The sequence below is a fragment of the Pseudomonas chlororaphis genome (genome assembly GCF_001921865.1).
In the GTDB taxonomy this organism is placed as follows: Bacteria; Pseudomonadota; Gammaproteobacteria; order Pseudomonadales; family Pseudomonadaceae; genus Aquipseudomonas; species Aquipseudomonas chlororaphis_D.
This window is the reverse complement of record NZ_MSCT01000005.1, coordinates 358,655-378,719: the sequence shown is the minus strand read 5'-3', so window position 1 is coordinate 378,719 and position 20,065 is coordinate 358,655. Positions and strand designations below refer to the sequence as shown.

General features: G+C 63.2%; 15 protein-coding genes. 11 read left to right on the top strand and 4 right to left on the bottom strand.

Going from position 1 to position 20,065, the window contains the following annotated elements:
* The 4 genes from moaD to BTN82_RS04615 form a co-directional block, all read right to left on the bottom strand.
* Positions 1–243 carry a molybdopterin converting factor subunit 1 gene (gene moaD / locus BTN82_RS04630; protein WP_007932097.1) on the bottom strand — a complete coding sequence of 81 codons (243 nt, stop codon included), beginning with the start codon at positions 241–243 and terminating at the stop codon, positions 1–3.
* Positions 240–713 (bottom strand): cyclic pyranopterin monophosphate synthase MoaC, encoded by a 474-nt coding sequence (gene moaC / locus BTN82_RS04625; protein ID WP_075117984.1) that lies wholly within the window; start codon positions 711–713, stop codon positions 240–242. The genes moaD and moaC overlap by 4 nt, the downstream gene beginning before the upstream one ends.
* A gap of 184 nt (positions 714–897) precedes the next feature.
* Positions 898–2,292, bottom strand: a complete 1,395-nt coding sequence (locus BTN82_RS04620) for a PhoH family protein (protein ID WP_075117983.1) — start codon at positions 2,290–2,292, stop codon at positions 898–900.
* A 348-nt stretch (positions 2,293–2,640) separates the two neighbouring features.
* The gene (locus BTN82_RS04615; protein WP_075117982.1) at positions 2,641–3,765 is read right to left on the bottom strand and encodes a polysaccharide deacetylase family protein; all 1,125 of its coding nucleotides are present in this window, start codon (positions 3,763–3,765) and stop codon (positions 2,641–2,643) included.
* A 177-nt stretch (positions 3,766–3,942) separates the two neighbouring features.
* Between BTN82_RS04615 and yaaA the strand changes: the two genes are divergently transcribed.
* The 11 genes from yaaA (at position 3,943) to BTN82_RS04560 (ending at position 20,046) form a co-directional block, all read left to right on the top strand.
* Positions 3,943–4,722 (top strand): peroxide stress protein YaaA, encoded by a 780-nt coding sequence (gene yaaA / locus BTN82_RS04610; RefSeq protein ID WP_075117981.1) that lies wholly within the window; start codon positions 3,943–3,945, stop codon positions 4,720–4,722.
* Positions 4,723–5,541: 819 nt separating this feature from the next.
* On the top strand, positions 5,542–6,858 hold the full coding sequence (locus BTN82_RS04605; protein WP_075117980.1) for a nucleotide sugar dehydrogenase: 1,317 nt from the start codon (positions 5,542–5,544) through the stop codon (positions 6,856–6,858).
* Between the two features lie 215 nt (positions 6,859–7,073).
* Positions 7,074–8,555, top strand: a complete 1,482-nt coding sequence (gene alg8 / locus BTN82_RS04600; protein WP_410002783.1) for a mannuronan synthase — start codon at positions 7,074–7,076, stop codon at positions 8,553–8,555.
* Positions 8,556–8,590: 35 nt separating this feature from the next.
* The gene (locus BTN82_RS04595; protein ID WP_075117978.1) at positions 8,591–9,760 is read left to right on the top strand and encodes an alginate biosynthesis protein Alg44; all 1,170 of its coding nucleotides are present in this window, start codon (positions 8,591–8,593) and stop codon (positions 9,758–9,760) included.
* Positions 9,761–9,762: 2 nt separating this feature from the next.
* Positions 9,763–11,301 (top strand): alginate biosynthesis TPR repeat lipoprotein AlgK, encoded by a 1,539-nt coding sequence (gene algK, locus BTN82_RS04590; RefSeq protein ID WP_075117977.1) that lies wholly within the window; start codon positions 9,763–9,765, stop codon positions 11,299–11,301.
* Positions 11,298–12,950 (top strand): alginate export family protein, encoded by a 1,653-nt coding sequence (locus BTN82_RS04585; protein WP_261792930.1) that lies wholly within the window; start codon positions 11,298–11,300, stop codon positions 12,948–12,950. Before algK ends, BTN82_RS04585 begins: the two co-directional genes overlap by 4 nt.
* A gap of 26 nt (positions 12,951–12,976) precedes the next feature.
* A complete protein-coding gene (gene algG / locus BTN82_RS04580) occupies positions 12,977–14,563 on the top strand; it encodes a mannuronan 5-epimerase AlgG (RefSeq protein WP_075117976.1) in 1,587 nt (528 codons plus the stop codon).
* A gap of 11 nt (positions 14,564–14,574) precedes the next feature.
* On the top strand, positions 14,575–16,026 hold the full coding sequence (locus BTN82_RS04575) for an alginate O-acetyltransferase (protein WP_075117975.1): 1,452 nt from the start codon (positions 14,575–14,577) through the stop codon (positions 16,024–16,026).
* A gap of 7 nt (positions 16,027–16,033) precedes the next feature.
* The gene (locus BTN82_RS04570) at positions 16,034–17,158 is read left to right on the top strand and encodes a mannuronate-specific alginate lyase (protein ID WP_075117974.1); all 1,125 of its coding nucleotides are present in this window, start codon (positions 16,034–16,036) and stop codon (positions 17,156–17,158) included.
* Between the two features lie 141 nt (positions 17,159–17,299).
* On the top strand, positions 17,300–18,859 hold the full coding sequence (locus tag BTN82_RS04565) for an MBOAT family O-acyltransferase (protein WP_075117973.1): 1,560 nt from the start codon (positions 17,300–17,302) through the stop codon (positions 18,857–18,859).
* Between the two features lie 11 nt (positions 18,860–18,870).
* On the top strand, positions 18,871–20,046 hold the full coding sequence (locus BTN82_RS04560; protein ID WP_075117972.1) for an alginate O-acetyltransferase: 1,176 nt from the start codon (positions 18,871–18,873) through the stop codon (positions 20,044–20,046).
* Positions 20,047–20,065: the final 19 nt, after the last annotated feature.

Below are 20,065 nucleotides of genomic sequence, written 5' to 3'. Positions count from 1 at the left end.
TCAGCCCCCGGTCACGGTAGGGAAAAACGCCACTTCGTCGCCGTCGCTCACCGGCTCGTCGAGCTGGCAGAGGTCTTCGTTGCGGGCGCACATCAGGTTCTGCTCGCTGAGCACCTCGGCGCCCTCGCGCTGGGCCAGCAAGGCGCGCACATCGTCGACGGTGGCGAAATCGCCGGCGACGCGCAACGAATCCACGCCCAGCGCCTCGCGGTAACGGGCGAAAAACTTCACGGTCAGGTTCATTGCGGGTCCGCCTGGTAATGGCCGCTCTTGCCGCCCAGCTTCTCCAGCAGGCGCACGCCCTCGATGGTCATGCCGCGGTCCACGGCCTTGCACATGTCGTAGATGGTCAGGGCGGCGACGCTGGCGGCGGTCAGGGCTTCCATTTCCACCCCGGTCTGCCCGGCCAGCTTGCAGCGGGCGACGATCCGCACGCTGTCCTCGCCTTCGGCGTTGAGCTCGACCTTGACGCTGGTGAGCATCAACGGATGGCACAGGGGAATCAGGTCGCTGGTCTTTTTCGCCGCCTGGATGCCGGCGATGCGCGCCACGGCGAACACGTCGCCCTTGGGATGACCGCCGGCGACGATCATTTGCAGGGTTTGCGGGAGCATGCGTACCCGCGCTTCGGCCGTGGCTTCGCGGGACGTCATGGCTTTGTCGGTGACGTCGACCATATTGGCGCGACCTTGGGAATCGAGATGAGTCAGCACAGCCTTACTCCTGATCAGGAAGGCCGATTGTAAACCCGAGGGTCAATTTTCCGCACGCACGATTACGCCCGGCGGCCGGTCGCCGTTGTCGCAGGCAAGGCCGCAGATGCGATGGGCTTCGTCGGGAAAGTACAGGCGGCGGGCATGAAAACGGGCGCCCTTGCGGGCGCCCGTCCGGTGAAGGCTACAGATGGGATTCGGCGTATTCGGCCAGGATCGAGCGAGGCACCCCTTGCAGGGTGATGTGCACCCCGTTGGGGAAATCCTTGAAGCGTTCGGTGAGGTAGGTCAGCCCGGAACTGGTCGCGGACAGGTAAGGGGTATCGATCTGCGCCAGGTTGCCCAGGCACACCACTTTGGAACCGGCGCCGGCACGGGTGATGATGGTTTTCATCTGGTGCGGGGTGAGGTTCTGGCATTCGTCGATCAGGATCAGGCTCTGCTGGAAGCTGCGGCCACGAATGTAGTTGAGGGATTTGAACTGCAGCGGCACCTTGCTGAGGATGTAGTCGACGCTGCCATGGGTGCTTTCGTCATCCATGTGCAGGGCTTCGAGGTTATCGGTGATGGCGCCGAGCCAGGGCTCCATTTTTTCCGCTTCGGTGCCCGGCAGGAAGCCGATCTCCTGGTCCAGCCCCTGCACGCTGCGGGTGGCGATGATGCGCCGATAACGCTTGCTGACCATGGTCTGCTCGATGGCCGCGGCCAGGGCCAGGATGGTCTTGCCCGAGCCGGCCGCGCCGGACAGGTTGACCAGGTGGATATCCGGATCGAGCAGTGCGTACAGCGCCAGGCCTTGATAGATGTCGCGCGGTTTCAGGCCCCAGGCTTCCTGATGCAACAGGGGTTCCTGATGCAGGTCGAGAATCAGCAGCACATCGGCGCGGATCTCCTTGATCCAGCCGACGAAACCCTGCTCGTCGATGATGAACTCGTTGATATGCACCGCCGGCAGGTTGTCGATGAGCTGCACCTGGTGCCAGGTGCGGCCATGATCCTGGCGGGTTTCCACCTTGCTCACCCGATCCCAGAAGGAACCGGTCATGTTGTGGAAGCCGTTGGGCAGCAGGGCCACGTCGTCGACCAACTGGTCGGTGCTGTAGTCCTCGGCGGCGATCCCGCAGGCGCGCGCCTTCAGGCGCATGTTGATGTCTTTGGTCACCAGCACCACGCGCAGCGTCTTGTCGCGCGCATGCAGGTCGATCAACTGGTTGATGATGATGTTGTCGTTGAGGTTTTCCGGCAGCAGGCTGTTGGGTTCCGAGCGCTTGCTCATCAGGATCGACAGCAAGCCTTTGGGGCCGCTCTTGCCACGCTGGATAGGCACGCCCAGTTCGACATCTTCCGGCGAGGCTTCGCCCAGGGTCTTGTCGATCAGGCGAATCGCCTGCCGACATTCCGCCGCCACGCTGTGATGGCCACTCTTGAGCTTGTCGAGTTCCTCCAGGACGATCATCGGGATCGCGACGTGGTGTTCTTCGAAGTTCAGCAAGGCGTTTGGATCGTGGATCAATACATTGGTATCGAGTACATAAAGGATTGGCTGGTTGGAGGAAGGGCTACGTCCGTGGTCATCCATACTCGGTCACCTTATGTGGGGGCCAGTCGACGCAATACCATGGCGGTGCTGCGCCTCGAATTGACCGCCGGATTCACCCGCTGGGGTTCGAGTGAAGTGCACACAAAAGGAGTCTTGGAAGACGCCACCTGTGCTGCAGGTTTCGGCGGTCTGACTTCGTAATACTCCAAAACCTGTGACAGGAAAAAGCACTTTGACGCTTTTTTTAAGTTTATTTTGCAGAGTGACGAATAGCCCTTGGCGCGCTGCCCCGGCACCGTTAAAGTCGGAAGTCCGCCTGCCGCGAATTCACCGGCAAAATCGGCAAAAAAACCGCCCCGCCCCGCAAATATGGCCCTTTCGCCCTTTCTAGCGAAAGGCGTCCTGGCAATCTTCCCAACCGATCCCGCTCTGCGCGGTTTGCGTCAGTAACCAGGGCAAGGCCGTCTTCACCGCATCCTGACGAGCGTTGAAATTGATCACCCCGTGGCGCCACAGCAGCATCAGGGTCAGCACCCGTTGGCCGCTCTGTTCACCCTTGAGTTTGCCCGCGCCGTCCTGCGGATCGATGTCCCACAACGCCACCAGCAACCCCTGGGTATTGAAGAAGGCCTGCGCATCGGCCCGGCGCTGGCCGTAGGGCGGGCGAAACAGCGGCACGTAGTTTTCCGGCAACTTGCCCTTGGCCAGTTCGACGCTGCGCTCGATCGAGTCCTGCCAGTCCTGCCAATGGCTGTGGGAGCGGTACTCCCAACCCTGGACGCCCACGCACTGGCGCGAATACAAAGCCTGCAGGCTGGCCACTGAAGCTTGCGCCAGACGGTTCTGCAACTCGCTGCCGAGCACGAAGAAGGTGCCGCTCATGTTCGACTTGCGCAGGTACTCGGCGAGCCAGGGGGTGTTGTCCGGGGCGAGATTGGCGGCGCTGTCGAAGGTCAGCAGAAACAACCGGTCGTTGAGTTCGTCGCCGTTGCGCTCGTAATCGCCAAACAGCTCTATTTCGCTGCTGGTCTGGGGAAACAGCGCGGCCTTGCGCAGCAACTCGTCCAGATACTGTTCATGGAAGTCGCGGCTGGGGCTGGCCCAGCGCGCGTAATAAGAGTCGTCGCCGAGCTGGAACTTGCCCGCCTGCTCGCGCAGGGTAGCCATGTCTTCCACCAGGAAACAGAAGGACGCGTCCTGGTCGCAGCTCTGCTGGGCGAAGTTGTAGTTGGCCAGCAATTGGCGCCACAGGCGCTGACGAACGGCATCGATCGACGCCATATTGAGGTTGCGCAGGCCCAGGCGCTGCTTCAACGACTCCTCGTCCCAGGCCTCGCTGACCAGCAGGGCACGGGCAAAGGTGAGGATTTCCGCCCGCGACGCCACGTCGAACAGGGTCGGGCTGCTGAGCTGTTCCGGCCAGGTGCCGCGATCCAGGGTCGCCACCCCGGCCGGCGCCGCCAGGGCGCCGAAACTCAACAACCAGATAGAGAGAAAGAAAGCGCTGCGCACAGGGATGGCTCCATGACAAAACCCGCGCGGCACTATAGCCGATACCACAGGCAACCATCTGCCGAATCCCCGGCCCTTCTTTGTAGGAGCAGCCGGCGACAGCGCCTATGGCCTTCATAGGTGGAGTCAAACCGCCCAACCCCCTAGAATCCCCGGACGCTTACAGGAGACGACTTCATGCTGATGGTGATTTCACCCGCCAAGACCCTCGATTTCGAGACCCCGCCCGTCACGCCACGCTTCACCCAGCCGCAGTACCTCGATCATTCCCAGGAACTGATCCAGCAATTGCGCGAGCTGAGCCCGGCGCAGATCAGCGAGCTGATGCACGTCTCCGACAAGATCGGCGGCCTCAACGCCGCGCGTTTCGGCAGCTGGACCCCGGCCTTCACCCCGGCCAATGCCAAGCAGGCGCTGCTGGCGTTCAAGGGCGACGTCTATACCGGCCTGAATGCCGAGACCCTCAAGGAGGCCGACTTCGACTATGCCCAGCAGCACCTGCGCATGCTCTCCGGTCTCTACGGCCTGCTGCGCCCGCTGGACCTGATGCAGCCTTACCGCCTGGAAATGGGCACCAAGCTGGCCAACGCCCGCGGCAAGGACCTGTACGCTTTCTGGGGTACGCGCATCAGCGAATGGCTCAACGAAGCCCTGGCCGAACAGGGCGACGACGTGCTGCTCAACCTGGCCTCCAACGAATACTTCTCGGCGGTCAAGCGCACGGCACTGAACGCGCGGATCATCAATACCGAGTTCAAGGACCTGAAGAACGGCCAGTACAAGATCATCAGTTTCTATGCCAAGAAGGCCCGCGGCATGATGAGCCGTTTCGTCATCGAAGAACGCATCGACGACCCGGCGGCGCTCAAGCAATTCGACGTCCAGGGTTACCGCTACAGCGCCGAACAGTCGAAACCCGACAACCTGGTATTCCTGCGCGATCACGCACCGCAATAACGCAATGGATCGACGCACTGGTTTCGCGCAACGCCAATCAGTGCATCGACCAGCGGTCGCTTTATTGATTTAATTCGCGCAATACGCCAAACAATTGGCGTCAAAATATTTTCTTCTGAATTTATAACTTTTCTTTCACTCGACAGCGGTCACTTTTTTCAGTAGTGGCACACGATTTTTTTATCGGTAGTGGCATAAAAATATCCCCCCGCGTTAACTCCCTATAACTACAGGTCGAAATGGTAAGTGCTATCAATATGAAAGCAGTGCCATCTTTTACAATATTTCAAGAAATTTCAGAAAACAGGATGAGCGGCTAGGAACTATGTTCTGAACCACCGCTCATACCACCGGTAACGATTCTCAACGAGTTTGTAGGAGATGACTTACATAGGCTCCAAAGATCAGTAGCGAAGTTGTCATATTGTCCTGACCTACTGCTCGTGGATTCGAACTCAGGGTCAATCAACAGGAGATAATGCACCATTACTATCCCCTACAAGGCCAAGGCATAGCCCGCCTTAAAATGCTTCCGGGAGCGAGCAACCACCTGATTAATATGGGCTTACCTCTATAAATCAGGAATATCGCCAACCTCGGAGCTGCCTTCCAGCAGGAAGGACGGCGACATTCAAGGGCAGCCCCTACAACAAGGCCAAGTTGCGCACAACTTGAGTGCACTTATTTAGACACTCGGAACTTAGTCTGCCTATACACGGGATTACAACGTCTGCACGTTGAACTTCCGAGTGCATGATTACAGCTGGCAAACATTAACTCCGGCCATCTAATGGCGTGAATAACACAGAGGTAAATGCGATGCGCATCAGCATATTTGGTTTGGGTTACGTCGGTGCAGTCTGTGCCGGTTGCCTGTCTGCACGGGGCCATGAAGTCGTTGGCGTCGATGTCGCCAAAGACAAGATCGACATGATCAACGCGGGTAAATCGCCCATCGTCGAACCGGGTCTTGGCGAACTTCTGGCACAAGGTATTCAAACCGGTCGCCTGCGCGGCACCACCAACTTCGCCGAGGCCATTCGCGACACCGACCTGTCGATGATTTGCGTCGGCACGCCGAGCAAGAAGAACGGCGACCTGGAACTCAACTACATCGAAGCGGTGTGCCGCGAGATCGGTTTTGTCCTGCGCGACAAGACGTCCCGCCACACCATCGTGGTGCGCAGCACCGTGTTGCCGGGCACCGTGGCCAATGTGGTGATCCCGATCCTCGAAGATTGCTCCGGCAAGAAGGCCGGCGTCGATTTCGGCGTCGCGGTCAACCCTGAGTTCCTGCGCGAAAGCACCGCGATCAAGGACTACGACTTCCCGCCGATGACCGTGATCGGCGAGTTCGACAAGGCCTCGGGCGACGTCCTGCAATCACTGTACGAAGAGCTCGACGCGCCGGTCATCCGCAAGGACATCGCCGTCGCCGAGATGATCAAGTACACCTGCAACGTGTGGCATGCCACCAAGGTCACCTTCGCCAACGAGATCGGCAACATCGCCAAGGCGGTCGGCGTCGACGGCCGCGAAGTGATGGACGTGGTCTGCCAGGACAAGACCCTCAACCTGTCCCAGTACTACATGCGCCCGGGCTTCGCCTTCGGCGGTTCGTGCCTGCCCAAGGACGTGCGCGCCCTGACCTTCCGCGCCAGCTCCCTGGACGTCGAGGCACCGCTGCTCAACTCGCTGATGCGCAGCAACGAGTCCCAGGTGCAGAACGCCTTCGACATCGTCTCCAGCCACGACAAACGCAAAGTCGCCCTGCTCGGCCTGAGCTTCAAGGCCGGCACCGACGACCTGCGCGAAAGCCCGCTGGTGGAGCTGGCGGAAATGCTGATCGGCAAGGGCTTCGACCTGAGCATCTACGACAGCAACGTCGAGTACGCCCGCGTCCACGGCGCCAACAAGGATTACATCGAGTCGAAGATCCCCCACGTCTCGTCCCTGCTCAACTCGGACTTCGACTCGGTGATCGACAACAGCGACGTGATCATCCTCGGCAACCGCGACGAGAAGTTCCGCGCCCTGGCCCAGGAAGTCCCGCACGGCAAACAGGTCATCGACCTGGTCGGCTTCATGTCCAAGGCCACCAGCGCAAGCGGCCGGACCGAAGGGATCTGCTGGTAACAGCGGTACAGGGGACACCCCGTCCTGTAGCCGCTGCCGCAGGCTGCGATCGAGCCCGAAGGGGTCGCGACGCGCTTGAAATCGCCGGAGGTCCTTCGGACCTTGCGCAGCCTTCGGCAGCGGCTACAGGGATCGCGTCTCCTTGGGCTTTTCGCCTGCCTTAACCCCATCGGGCCACCCCACAGGCTCGCCCGAGTTCGAGACGGATGCAGATTATGCACAGGCTAAAGCACGGCCTACTCCAGGCCGCAGGTTGGCTGTTTTTCTTGAGTTTACTGATGGGGCTCGCCCTGGCGTTGCCCGCGTCCACCTTCGACTCCGAATCGAAGGACTTCATTTTCCTGATTGGCGCCGTGGGCATCTGGCGCTACTCGATGGGCGCCACGCATTTCGTGCGCGGCATGCTGTTTCTCTACGTGGTCTACCCGCACCTGCGGCGCAAGGTGCGCAAGCTGGGCAAGGCCGCCGACCCGTCCCACGTGTACCTGATGGTCACCAGTTTCCGCATCGACGCCCTGACCACCGCCCAGGTCTACGGCTCGGTGATCCGCGAAGCCATCGACTGCGGCTTCCCCACCACCGTGGTCTGCTCGATCGTGGAGATGTCCGACGAGCTGCTGGTGAAAAGCCTCTGGGCGCGAATGAACCCGCCGGCCCACGTCCAGCTCGACTTCGTGCGTATCCCCGGCACCGGCAAGCGCGACGGCCTGGCCTTCGGTTTCCGCGCCATCTCCCGCCACCTGCCGGACGACCGTGCTGTGGTCGCGGTGATCGACGGCGACACCGTGCTCGGCGAAGGCGTAGTGCGCAAGACCGTGCCCTGGTTCCAGCTGTTCGGCAATGTCGGCGGCCTGACCACCAACGAATTCTGCGAAGTGCGCGGCGGCTACATCATGAGCGAGTGGCACAAGCTGCGCTTCGCCCAGCGCCACATCAACATGTGCTCCATGGCCCTGTCCAAGCGCGTGCTGACCATGACCGGGCGCATGTCGGTGTTCCGCGCCAGCGTGGTCACCAACCCGGACTTCATCGCCGACGTCGAAAGCGACTCGCTGCAACACTGGCGCCTGGGCCGCTTCAAGTTTCTCACCGGCGACGACAAGTCCAGCTGGTTCAGCCTGATGCGCCTGGGCTACGACACCTTCTACGTGCCCGACGCGGCGATCAACACCGTGGAGCACCCGCCGGAAAAGAGCTTTATCAAGGCCAGCCGCAAGCTGATGTTCCGCTGGTACGGCAACAACCTGCGGCAGAACTCCCGGGCCCTGGGCCTGGGCCTGAAACGCCTGGGGTTGTTCACCAGCGTGGTGCTGTTCGACCAGCGCGTATCGATGTGGACTTCCCTGCTGGGCCTGACCGTGGCCCTGATCGCCAGCTTCAAGTACGGCACCGCCTTCATCCTGGTGTACCTGCTGTGGATCGGCATCACCCGCCTGCTGCTGACCCTGCTGCTGTCCTGCTCGGGGCACCGGATCGGCCCGGCCTACCCAGTGATTCTCTATTACAACCAGATCGTCGGCGCGCTGGTGAAGATCTACGTGTTCTTCCGCCTCGACCAACAGTCCTGGACCCGCCAGCCCACTGCCCTGACCCGTGATCTCGAAAGCTTTCAGCGTTGGTTCAACACCTGGTCGTCTCGGACCATGACCTTCTCCGCCGGCAGCATTTTCGTCGCCACCTTGCTGCTGATGGTCTGACCCGCCTTGCCCGAATTAACTAGGAAACCGCCCCTATGAACACCGCAGTCAACGTCAACGTAGTGCATGAATCCGAAGCCCAGCGCCAACACGCCCGGGTGAAAATCCCGGCCAAGCTGCGCTTCTTCGGCCCCGACCGGACCCCGGTCGAAGCGCGGGTCATCGACCTTTCCGCCGGCGGCCTGAGCTTCAACGGCGGGCAGCTGCCGATCAAGGTCGGCGACGTGCACAAGGGCCGCCTGCAATTCGTCATCGACAACCTCGGGCTGGCCATGGACGTGGAGCTGCAAGTGCGTTCCGTGGATCGCCAGCAAGGCCGCGTCGGCTGCCAGTTCCAGAACCTCGAACCCCAGGACATCTCGACCCTGCGCCAGCTGATCACCTCGCACCTGGCCGGCGACATCGTGACCATGGGCGACGTGCTCGCCACCCTGCAGCGCGACAACTTCACCAAGGCGCGCAAGACCAAGGACGCCGGCCACGGCATGAGCGCCCTGGGCCGCCTGCGCGCGGTGACCTTCAGCGCCGGGATCTTCATCGTTGGCCTGGCGGCCTTCGGTTTCATCCTCAAGTCGGTGTACGGCATGTACTTCGTCAGCCATGCCCAGGCCGGCCTGGTGGCCGCACCGGGGATGAACGTCACCATGCCCCGCGACGGCACTGTGCAGAGCCTGATCCAGGCCGACGGCGTAGCAGCCAAGGGCGCTCCGCTGGCGACCTTCAGCACCAGCATGCTCGACGTGCTCAAGGGCCACCTGAACGAAGACCAGCTGCAACCGGCCAAGGTCGAGGAGCTGTTCGGCAAGCAGATGACCGGCACCCTGACCTCGCCCTGCGACTGCACCGTGGCCCAGCAGATGGTTGCCGACGGCCAGTACGCCAGCAAGGGCGACGTGATTTTCCAACTGGTCCCGCGTAACAGCCAGGCCAATATCGAAGCGCGCTTCTCCTATCGCCAGTTCGCCGACGTGCGTCCGGGGACCAAGGTCAGCTTCCAGATCGCCGGCGAAGACGACGTGCGCAGCGGCACCATCGTCAGCAGCACCAGCCTCAACGGCAGCGACCTGTCTTCGGACATCCGCGTGCAGATCAAGCCCGACGTCCCCCTGAGCAGCGCCTTCGCCGGGCGCCCGGTGGAAGTCGCCAGCGACCGCGGCCCGTCGGTGAACTGGCTGATCGACAAAGCCATGGCTGCGGGTCTGTAACCATGACAGTGCCTACACATACCTCTGTAGCCGCTGCCGCAGGCTGCGATCGAGTGCGCAGCGCTCGCAAAGGCGGGCAACGCGTTGGTTCAGAAACACCGAGTGCTGCGGATAACGTCCGCTACGCGGCCGAGCGCAGCCTGCGGCAGCGGCTACAGGGTTCGGCGTTGCTGTTGCCCCTGGCGGCCGCCATCGCCCTGGCCGGCTGCGCCGGCCTGCCCGACCAGCGCCTGGCCAACGAAGCGCTGAAGCGCGGCGACACCGTGCTTGCCGAACAGAACTACCGCCAACTGGCGGACCTGGGCTACAGCGAGGCCCAGGTCGGCCTGGCCGATATCCAGATGGAGACCCGCGACCCGGCGAAAATCAGGGAGGCCGAGGCCACCTACCGCGCCGCGGCCGATACCTCGCCGCGGGCCCAGGCACGCCTGGGCCGCCTGCTGGTGGCCAAGCCCGGCTCCACCGAGGCCGAACACCACGAAGCCGAAGGCCTGCTGAAAAAGGCTTTCGCCAACGGCGAAGGCAACACCCTGATTCCCCTGGCGATGCTCTACCTGCAATACCCGCAGAGCTTCCCCAACATCGACGCGCAGCAGCAGATCAGCCAATGGCGCAGCGCCGGCTACCCCGAGGCAGGTCTAGCCCAGGTGCTGCTGTACCGCACCCAGGGCACCTACGACCAGCACCTGGCCGAGGTCGAACGCATCTGCAAGGCGGCGCTCAACGTCACCGACATCTGCTACGTCGAACTCGCCACCGTCTACCAGAAACGCGCCCAGCCGGAACAACAGGCGGCGCTGATCAAGCAGTTGCAAGACGGCTACGCCCGCGGCGCCATCGGCGCCCAGCGGGTCGACAGCGTGGCCCGGGTACTGGGCGATGCCAGCCTGGGCCAGACCGACGAAAAAACCGCCCAGGCGCTGCTGGAACCGATCGCCCCCGGCTACCCGGCCTCCTGGGTCACCCTGGCGCAACTGCTCTACGACTTCCCGGAACTGGGCGACGTCGACAAGATGATGCAGTACCTGGACAACGGCCGCGCCGCCGACCAGCCCCGCGCCGAACTGCTGCTGGGCAAGCTCTACTACGAAGGCAAGCTGGTCCCGGCCGACGCCAAGGTCGCCGAGCAACACTTCAAGCAGGCCCAGGGCAAGGAAGTCGCCGCCGACTACTACCTCGGCCAGATCTACCGCCGCGGCTACCTGGGCCAGGTCTACCCGCAAAAGGCCCTGGACCACCTGCTGACCGCCGCGCGCAACGGCCAGAACAGCGCCGACTTCGCCATTGCCCAGCTGTTCTCCCAGGGCAAGGGCACCAAGCCCGATCCGCTCAATGCCTATGTCTTCAGCCAGCTGGCCAAGACCCAGGACACCCCGCAAGCCAACGAGCTCGCGCAACAACTCGACGCCCAACTGCCGCCTGCCCAGCGCGCCGAGGCCCAACGCCTGCTGCAACAGGAGCAGGCCGTGCGTGGCGCCTTGAGCCAGAACACCCTGGAACTGCACGCGCTGCAGGAAGAAGACGGTGAGGAATCCCTATGAAGTTCACTCCACTCAACAACGCCGCTCTTGTAGCCGCTGCCGCAGGCTGCGAACGAGCGCGCAGCGCTCGACAGACCTGCGCACGCGGTATGCCTGATACTTCCCGGGCGCCTGGATTGCGGCCGCTGCGCGCCCGTGCGCAGCCTGCGGCAGCGGCTACAGGGAAACTGTTCAGCCTGTCGAAACTGGGGGTGGCCCTGGGGTTTGTTCTGGTCTGGTCCAACCCGACGCTGGCGGCCGTGACCGAGACCAAGAACTTCGGCCTGGAAGTGAAGATCACCGGCCAGTCCGAAGACGACCGCGACCTCGGCACGATGGGCGGCGGCGACGTCAACGGCGTCGGCCTCGACCTGCGCCCCTGGGTCTACGGCGAGAGCGGCAACTGGAGCGCCTACGCCATGGGCCAGGCAGTGACCTCCACCGACATCATCGAGACCGACACCCTGCAACAGGCCGATGGCACCAGCACCGAAAGCAGCAACAACAGCGACCGCGAAAGCAAGAAGAACTACCTGGCGCTGCGCGAGTTCTGGATCGGCTACGGCGGTTTCACCCCCTACCCGGGCGAGCAGTTGAAATTCGGCCGCCAGCGCCTGCGCAACGACGACGGCCAATGGCGCGACACCAATATCGAAGCCCTCAACTGGACCTTCGACACCACCCTGTTGCGCGCCAACCTCGGCCTCGCCGAACGCTTCAGCGAATACCGCACCGACCTCAAGGAACTGTCGCCGCAAGACAAGGACCGCCTGCACGTCTACGGCGACGTGGCCTACCAGTGGACTCCCGGGCATTGGGCCGGGATCCGCGCCCACCACAGCCATGACGACGGCAAGCTCGACTACCCGGTTCCGGGCGAAGCCACCGACTCCCTGGACAAGCGCCAGAACGGCGACCTGACCTGGCTCGGCCTGGAAGCCAACAGCGACGCCTACAACTGGCGCAACACCAACACAGTGAACTACTGGGCCAGCGTCACCGGCATGAGCGGCGACCGCGACAAGGTCAACGCACTGAACGCCGACGGCACCCGCCCGGCCCAGGCCAAGAGCGGCGAGAACCTCGACGGCTGGGCCACCGACCTCGGCGTGCGCCTGCGCCTGGACCCGAACTGGCAGGTCGGCGCGGCCTATGCCCGGGCCAGCGGCGACTACGAACAGAACGGCCTGGAAAGCAACCGCTCGAACTACACCGGGACCCGCTCGCGGGTGCACCGCTTCGGCGAAGCCTTCCGCGGCGAAATGAACAACATGCAGACCGCCACCCTGTTCGGTTCCTGGATGCTCAACGACGAATACGACGCCAGCCTGATCTACCACAAGTTCTGGCGCGTGGACGGCAACAAGCCGGTGGGCAGCAACGGCATCAACGCCGTCGAGAACAACTACGACGACGCCACCGGCGCCCTGCTCTCCAGCTCGTCCCTGCCCCTGGAAGACGGCAACAAAGACCTCGGCCAGGAGATGGACCTGGTGGTCACCAAGTACTTCAAGCAAGGCTTGCTGCCGGCCGCGCTCAGCCAGTCGATCGACGAGCCGTCGGCCCTGGTGCGTTTCCGTGGCGGCGTGTTCAAGCCCGGCGATGCCTACGGCAAGAACGTCGACTCGTACATGCACCGCGCCTTCATCGACGTGATCTGGCGCTTCTGATGCGAGCCGCCAAGGGAGTGCCCGAGATGAATAGCCCGATAAACAGAGGCTCGATCAGCCTGCTGGCCGGCGCGCTGCTGCTGGCCAGCGGCGTCGCCTTCGCCAATGTCGAACCGGCCGCCGCGCCCGGCAAGCAGCCGACCGTGGCCAAGGAGCTGCAACAGGCCAAGACCTATACCGTCAGCAGCGCACCGACCGAACAGCTGAAGCTGGCCAAGCCCACACTGCCCGACCTCTCCGGCTACACCGCCGAAGCGGTGGCGGCGAAGATCGTGCGCAGCACGCCCGGCAAGATCAGCGTGCGCCGCATGATGCAGGAAGACGCGCTGAAGGACTTTATCGGCGGCGACAACAAGATGGCCGAATGGGTGGTGCGCCAGCACGGCATTCCCCAGGCGATCTTCATCGACGACGGTTACGTCAACCTCAAGGAACTGGTGAAGAAGCTGCCCAAGCAGTACATCAGCGAAACCTCGCCGGGCGTGTACCTGGCGCGGCTGCCGATCGTGGTCGGGCGCAAGGGCATCCTCGACATCGACGGCCAGACCCGGGAGCTGCGCCTGTCCCAGGAAGGCGGCTCGTTCCTGGTCAACGACGGCCAGCTGTTCGTGCGCGATACAAAGGTCACCGGCTGGCGCGAGAAGGACAACGGCCCGGCGACGTTCAATTCGCCCAAGGAATTCCGGCCGTTCCTGCTGGCCTGGGGCGGCACCGAGACCTACATCGTCAACAGCAAGATGGCCAGCTTCGGCTATGCCAACAGTAAATCCTACGGCGTGAGTATTTCCCAGTACACGCCGAACATGGCCAAGGTGCTCAAGCGCCCCGAACCCACCGGCTGGATCATCGGCTCCGAGTTCTCGGACATGTGGTACGGCTTCTACTGCTACGAAACCCGCGACTTCGTGGTCAAGGGCAACACCTACCGGGACAACATCGTCTACGGCATCGACCCCCACGACCGTTCGCACCGGCTGATCATCGCCGACAACACCGTGTACGGGACCAAGAAGAAGCACGGGATCATCATTTCCCGGGAAGTGAACGACAGCTTCATCTTCAACAACCGCAGCTACGACAACAAACTCTCCGGCGTGGTGATCGACCGTAACAGCGTGAACAACGTGATCGCCGACAACGAGATCTACCGCAACCACACCGACGGCATCACCCTCTACGAGAGCGCCGACAACCTGCTGTGGGGCAACAAGGTGATCAGCAACCGGCGCCACGGCATCCGCATCCGCAACAGCGTGAACATCCGCCTGTACGAAAACGTCGCCATGGCCAACGGCCTGACCGGGGTCTACGGCCACATCAAGGACCTTTCCGACACCGACCGCGACATCAAGCTCGACCCGTTCGACGCCCAGGTGTCGCTGATCGTGGTCGGCGGCGAGCTGGCGGCCAACGGCAGCGGCCCGATGTCCATCGACTCGCCGCTGAGCGTGGAGCTGTACCGGGTGTCCATGCTCGCCCCGACCAAGAGCAGCGGCATCAGCTTCTCGGGGATCCTCGGCGAGCGCCAGGACGAAATTCTTGACCTGCTGGTGCGCCAGCAGAAAGCGGTGCTGATCGACCCCGTCGAACGCCAGACCGAAATGCGCGATTGAGGATGACTGTCATGCGCCCACACCTGATCAAACTGTTGAGCCTGTCCGCCCTGACCGCGGGCATGCTCGCCGCCGGCCACAACGCCCGCGCCGACGCTTCGCCGGCTGCGCCGAAGTTCACCGCCGAGCCCTGCTGCAACCTGTGCCCGGCGGCGCACGACGCGAAGAACTACACCACCCGCTACCAGCAGAACTTCACCACCCTGGTCCAGGCCCAGGGCGACTGGCTGTTCCGGACCCAGGAAGACCTGCGCACCGAATTCGACACCACGGCGCAAGGTTATCGCCGCCTGCAACAGCTGCACGACGCCTTCAAGAGCAAGGGCGTGGAGCTGGTGCTGGTCTACCAGCCGACCCGCGGCCTGGTGAACCGCAACAAGCTCAACCCGCAGGAAAAGGCCAGCTTCGACTACGACAAGGCGCTGAAGAACTACCAGGCCATGCTCGGCCGCTTCGCCCGCATGGGCTACGTGGTGCCGGACCTGTCGCCGCTGACCAACGAGCAGCAGCCGGAAACCCTGCCGGCCCACGACTTCTACTTCCGCGGCGACCAGCACTGGACCCCGTACGGCGCCCAGCGCACGGCCAGGATCGTGGCGCAGAAGGTCAAGCAGTTGCCGGCCTTCGCCGACATTCCCAAGCGTGAGTTCGAGACCCACAAGTCCGGACGCATGGGCAAGACCGGCACCCTGCACAACATGGCCGGGCAACTGTGCGGCACCAGCTACGCGATCCAGTACATGGACCAGTTCACCACCGAGCCCAAGGGCGAAGCCGGCGACGGCGACCTGTTCGGCGATTCCGGCAACCCGCAGATCACCCTGGTGGGCACCAGCCACAGCGGCAAGAACTACAACTTCGCCGGTTTCCTGCAGGAAGCAATCGGCGCCGACATTCTCAACGTCGCCTTCCCCGGCGGCGGCTTCGAGGGCTCGATGCTGCAATACCTGGGCAGCGAGGAATTCCAGAGCAAGCCGCCGAAGGTCCTGATCTGGGAATTCTCGCCGCTGTACCGCCTGGACCAGGAAACCATCTACCGGCAGATGATGGCCCTGCTCGACAACGGCTGCGAAGGCAAGCCGACGCAAATGAGCGCCAGCGCCACCCTCAAGCCGGGCAAGAACGAGCTGATGGTCAACAGCAAGAACATGGACCTGCGCAACAGCGGCCACCAGGTCGACATCCGCTTCGCCGACACCTCGGTGAAAACCCTGCAAGCCACCCTCTGGTACATGAACGGGCGCCACGAGGACATCAAGATCGACAAGCCGGAAACATCCGACACCGACGGGCGTTTCGCCTTTGAACTGCGCACCGACGAAGACTGGGCCTCGCAGAACCTGCTGGCGGTCGAAGTCCAGGGCCCGCAAGCGGGCACCGCGGCGCAAAAGGTCGAAGCGAAAATTTGCACACGCAACGTATTCCCGAGCGCCGGGCAACGCACCGCGCAGATCGGGCAATGAGGTTCCCATGCAAAGCACAACGCTGAAACAGTTATTGGCCCCCAGCCTGTTGAGCCTGGCGCTGTTCGCAGGCGCCACCCAGGCCGCGGCCCCGCTGCGCCCACCCCAGGGTTACTACGCGCCGGTGGATAAGTTCAAGAGTGGCGACGCTAGCGAAGGCTGCGACGCCATGCCCGCGCCCTACACCGGCTCGCTGCAATTTCGCAGCAAGTACGAAGGCTCGGACAAGGCCCGCGCCACCCTCAACGTGCAATCGGAAAAGGCCTTTCGCGACAGCACCGCCGATATCACCAAGATCGAGCGCGGCACCAGCAAGCGGGTCATGCAATTCATGCGCGACGGGCGTCCGGAACAACTGGACTGCACCCTGAGCTGGCTCACGGCCTGGGCCCAGGCCGACGCGCTGATGTCCAAGGACTTCAACCACACCGGCAAGTCCATGCGCAAATGGGCCCTGGGCAGCATGGCTTCGGCCTACCTGCGGCTGAAGTTCTCCGACTCGCACCCGCTGGACACCCACCAGAAAGAGGCGCAGCAGATCGAGTCCTGGTTCGGCAAGATGGCCGACCAGGTGGTCAGCGACTGGGACAACCTGCCGCTGGACAAGACCAACAACCACTCGTACTGGGCCGCCTGGTCGGTGATGGCCACCGCCGTGGCGACCAACCGCCGCGACCTGTTCGACTGGGCCGTGAAGGAATACAAGGTCGGCGTCAATCAGGTCGACGCCGACGGTTTCCTGCCCAACGAACTCAAGCGCCAGCAACGCGCCCTGGCCTATCACAACTACGCCCTGCCGCCGCTGGCGATGATCGCCAGCTTCGCCCAGGTCAACGGCGTCGACCTGCGCGAGGAAAACCACGGCGCGCTGAAACGCCTGGGCGAGCGGGTGCTGGCCGGGGTCAAAGACCCGGACGAGTTCGAGCGCAAGAACGGCAAGGACCAGGACATGACCGACCTCAAGGTCGACTCGAAATTCGCCTGGCTCGAACCCTTCTGCAGCCTCTACACCTGCGCCCCGGATGTGCTCGAACGCAAGCACAAGATGCAGCCGTTCAAGACCTTCCGCCTGGGCGGCGACCTGACCAAGGTCTACGACCCGGCCTTCGACAAGGGCAACAAAGGTTCGTAGCGCAAAACCCTGTAGGACGCGGCAACGTTCAAGACGAACGCCAGACGGTGTCAGTGAAATGCAATACGCCGCCCCGGTTTTCCACGGGGGGTTTGGGGGGGCTCTGGCCCTTTACTGTTGGTCAAACATGGAGAGATCGGGATGGTTTTCTCATCCAATGTGTTCCTGTTCCTGTTCTTGCCGATCTTTCTCGGCTTGTACTACCTGAGCGGGCAACGCTATCGCAACCTGCTGCTGCTGATCGCCAGCTACGTGTTCTACGCCTGGTGGCGGGTGGACTTCCTGGCGCTGTTCGCCGGCGTCACCCTGTGGAACTACTGGATCGGCCTGAAAGTCGGCGCCGCTGGCGTACGCACCAAGCCCGCCCAGCGCTGGCTGCTGCTCGGCGTGGCGGTGGACCTGTGCATCCTCGGCTACTTCAAGTACGCCAACTTCGGCGTCGACAGCATCAACGTGATGATGAAGTCGATGGGCCTGGAGCCGTTCATCCTGACCCACGTGCTGCTGCCGATCGGGATCTCGTTCTACGTCTTCGAGTCCATCAGCTACATCATCGACGTCTACCGCGGCGACACCCCGGCGACCCGCAACCTGATCGACTTCGCGGCGTTCGTGGCGATCTTCCCGCACCTGATCGCCGGCCCCGTGCTGCGCTTTCGCGACCTGGCCGACCAGTTCAACCACCGCACCCACACCCTGGACAAGTTCTCCGAAGGCTGCACGCGCTTCATGCAGGGCTTCATCAAGAAGGTGTTCATCGCCGACACCCTGGCGGTGGTCGCCGACCATTGCTTCGCCCTGCAGAACCCGACCACGGGCGACGCCTGGCTCGGCGCCCTGGCCTACACCGCGCAGCTGTACTTCGACTTCTCCGGCTACAGCGACATGGCCATCGGCCTGGGCTTGATGATGGGTTTTCGCTTCATGGAAAACTTCAAGCAGCCCTACATCAGCCAGTCGATCACCGAGTTCTGGCGGCGCTGGCACATCAGCCTGTCCACCTGGCTGCGCGACTACCTGTACATCACCCTGGGCGGCAACCGCCAAGGCACGCTGATGACCTACCGCAACCTGTTCCTGACCATGTTGCTGGGCGGCCTGTGGCACGGCGCGAACATCACCTACATCGTCTGGGGCGCCTGGCACGGCATGTGGCTGGCGATCGAGAAGGCCCTGGGCATCGACACCAACCCGCGCCGCCTGAACCCGGTCCGCTGGGCCCTGACCTTCCTGCTGGTGGTGATGGGCTGGGTGATCTTCCGCGCCGAGAACCTGCACGTGGCCGGGCGCATGTACGGCGCCATGTTCAGCTTCGGCGACTGGTCGCTGTCGGAACTCAACCGCGCCAGCCTCACCGGCCTGCAAGTGGCGACCCTGGTCGTGGCCTACGCCACCCTGGCGTTCTTCGGCCTGCGCGACCTGTACCGCAACCCGGCGCCGGTCAAGCGCAAGCCTGAGGCCGACACCGACGGCCCGGCCGCTGCCCTGCCCGGCCTGATCAAGGCGGTACCGGGGGACAAGCCGGGCAGCATCCACCAGCCGGGCTACAGCGTCGGCGTCGAAGCCCAGGTCCAGCCGGCCTACTGGGTCGCCGACTGGCCGCGTTATGCCATGCGCGCCCTGGTGCTGCTGCTATTCATCGCCTCGATTCTCAAACTCTCGGCGCAAAGCTTCTCGCCGTTCCTTTACTTCCAGTTCTGAGGGATCCGACCATGACCCGCTCATTACGCATCTTCTACATCGCCCTGTTCCTGGTGACCCTGATGGTCCTGGGCCTGTGGTCGCTGCGCAGCTTCTTCGACTTCAGCACCAACAACGACGCCACCGTGCTCGACGGCCGCTGGACCAAGGCCGTGGAAACCCACTACGACGACCAGTTCCCGATCAAGCGCCTGGGCACCAACCTGTGGGCGGCGCTGGACTTCAAGCTGTTCAACGAAGGCCGTCCGGGCGTGGTGCTCGGCCGCGACCAGTGGCTGTACAGCGACGAAGAATTCCACCCGGTGGTCAACGAAGAACTCAACCTGCAAGGCAACTACGCGCTGGTCGAAGGCGTGCGCCAGGCCCTGAAAGACAAAGGCGTGAAACTGGTGATGGCGATCGTCCCGGCCAAGGCGCGCCTGTACCCGGAACACCTGGGCGACGTCCAGCCGGCCCGCATCCACGCCAACCTCTATAAGGACTTCCACGCCCGCGTCGCGGCGGACAAGATCCTCGCCCCCGACCTGCTCGGCCCCCTGCAACAGGCCAAGCAGAATGGCCAGCAAGTGTTCCTGCGCACCGATACCCACTGGACCCCGGCCGGCGCCGAAATCGCCGCCAACCAGCTGGCCAAGGCGATTGCCGACAAGGCGCCGCTGATGGGCCCGCCGCAACGCTTCGTCACCGAAGCCGAGCAGACCGTGGTGCACAAGGGCGACCTGCGCCTGTTCCTGCCCCTGGACCCCTTGTTCGAGAACCTGATGCCGGCCCAGGAGCCGCTGCAAAAACGCGTGACCCGTGCCGCCGACGAGCAGCCGGCCGCCGACGATGCGCTGTTCGCCGACCACGAAGTGCCGGTGGCCCTGGTGGGCACCAGCTACAGCGCCAACCCCAGCTGGAACTTCGTCGGCGCCCTCAAGCAGGCCCTGCACAGCGACGTGGTCAGCTACGCCGAGGACGGCCACGGCCCGGTACTGCCGATGCTCGGCTACCTGAAAAGCGACGCCTTCAAGAACAGCCCGCCCCAGGTGCTGATCTGGGAATTCCCCGAACGCTATCTGCCGGTCAACAACGAAATCGGCGACGCCGACCCGCAGTGGGTCGCAGAGCTCAAACAAGCCGGCGCGCGCCAACAGAACGTAGCTGCAATCAATAAATCCGAGACGCCCGATCGGGCGCAAAACTGAAAAAAGAGAGGTGACACCC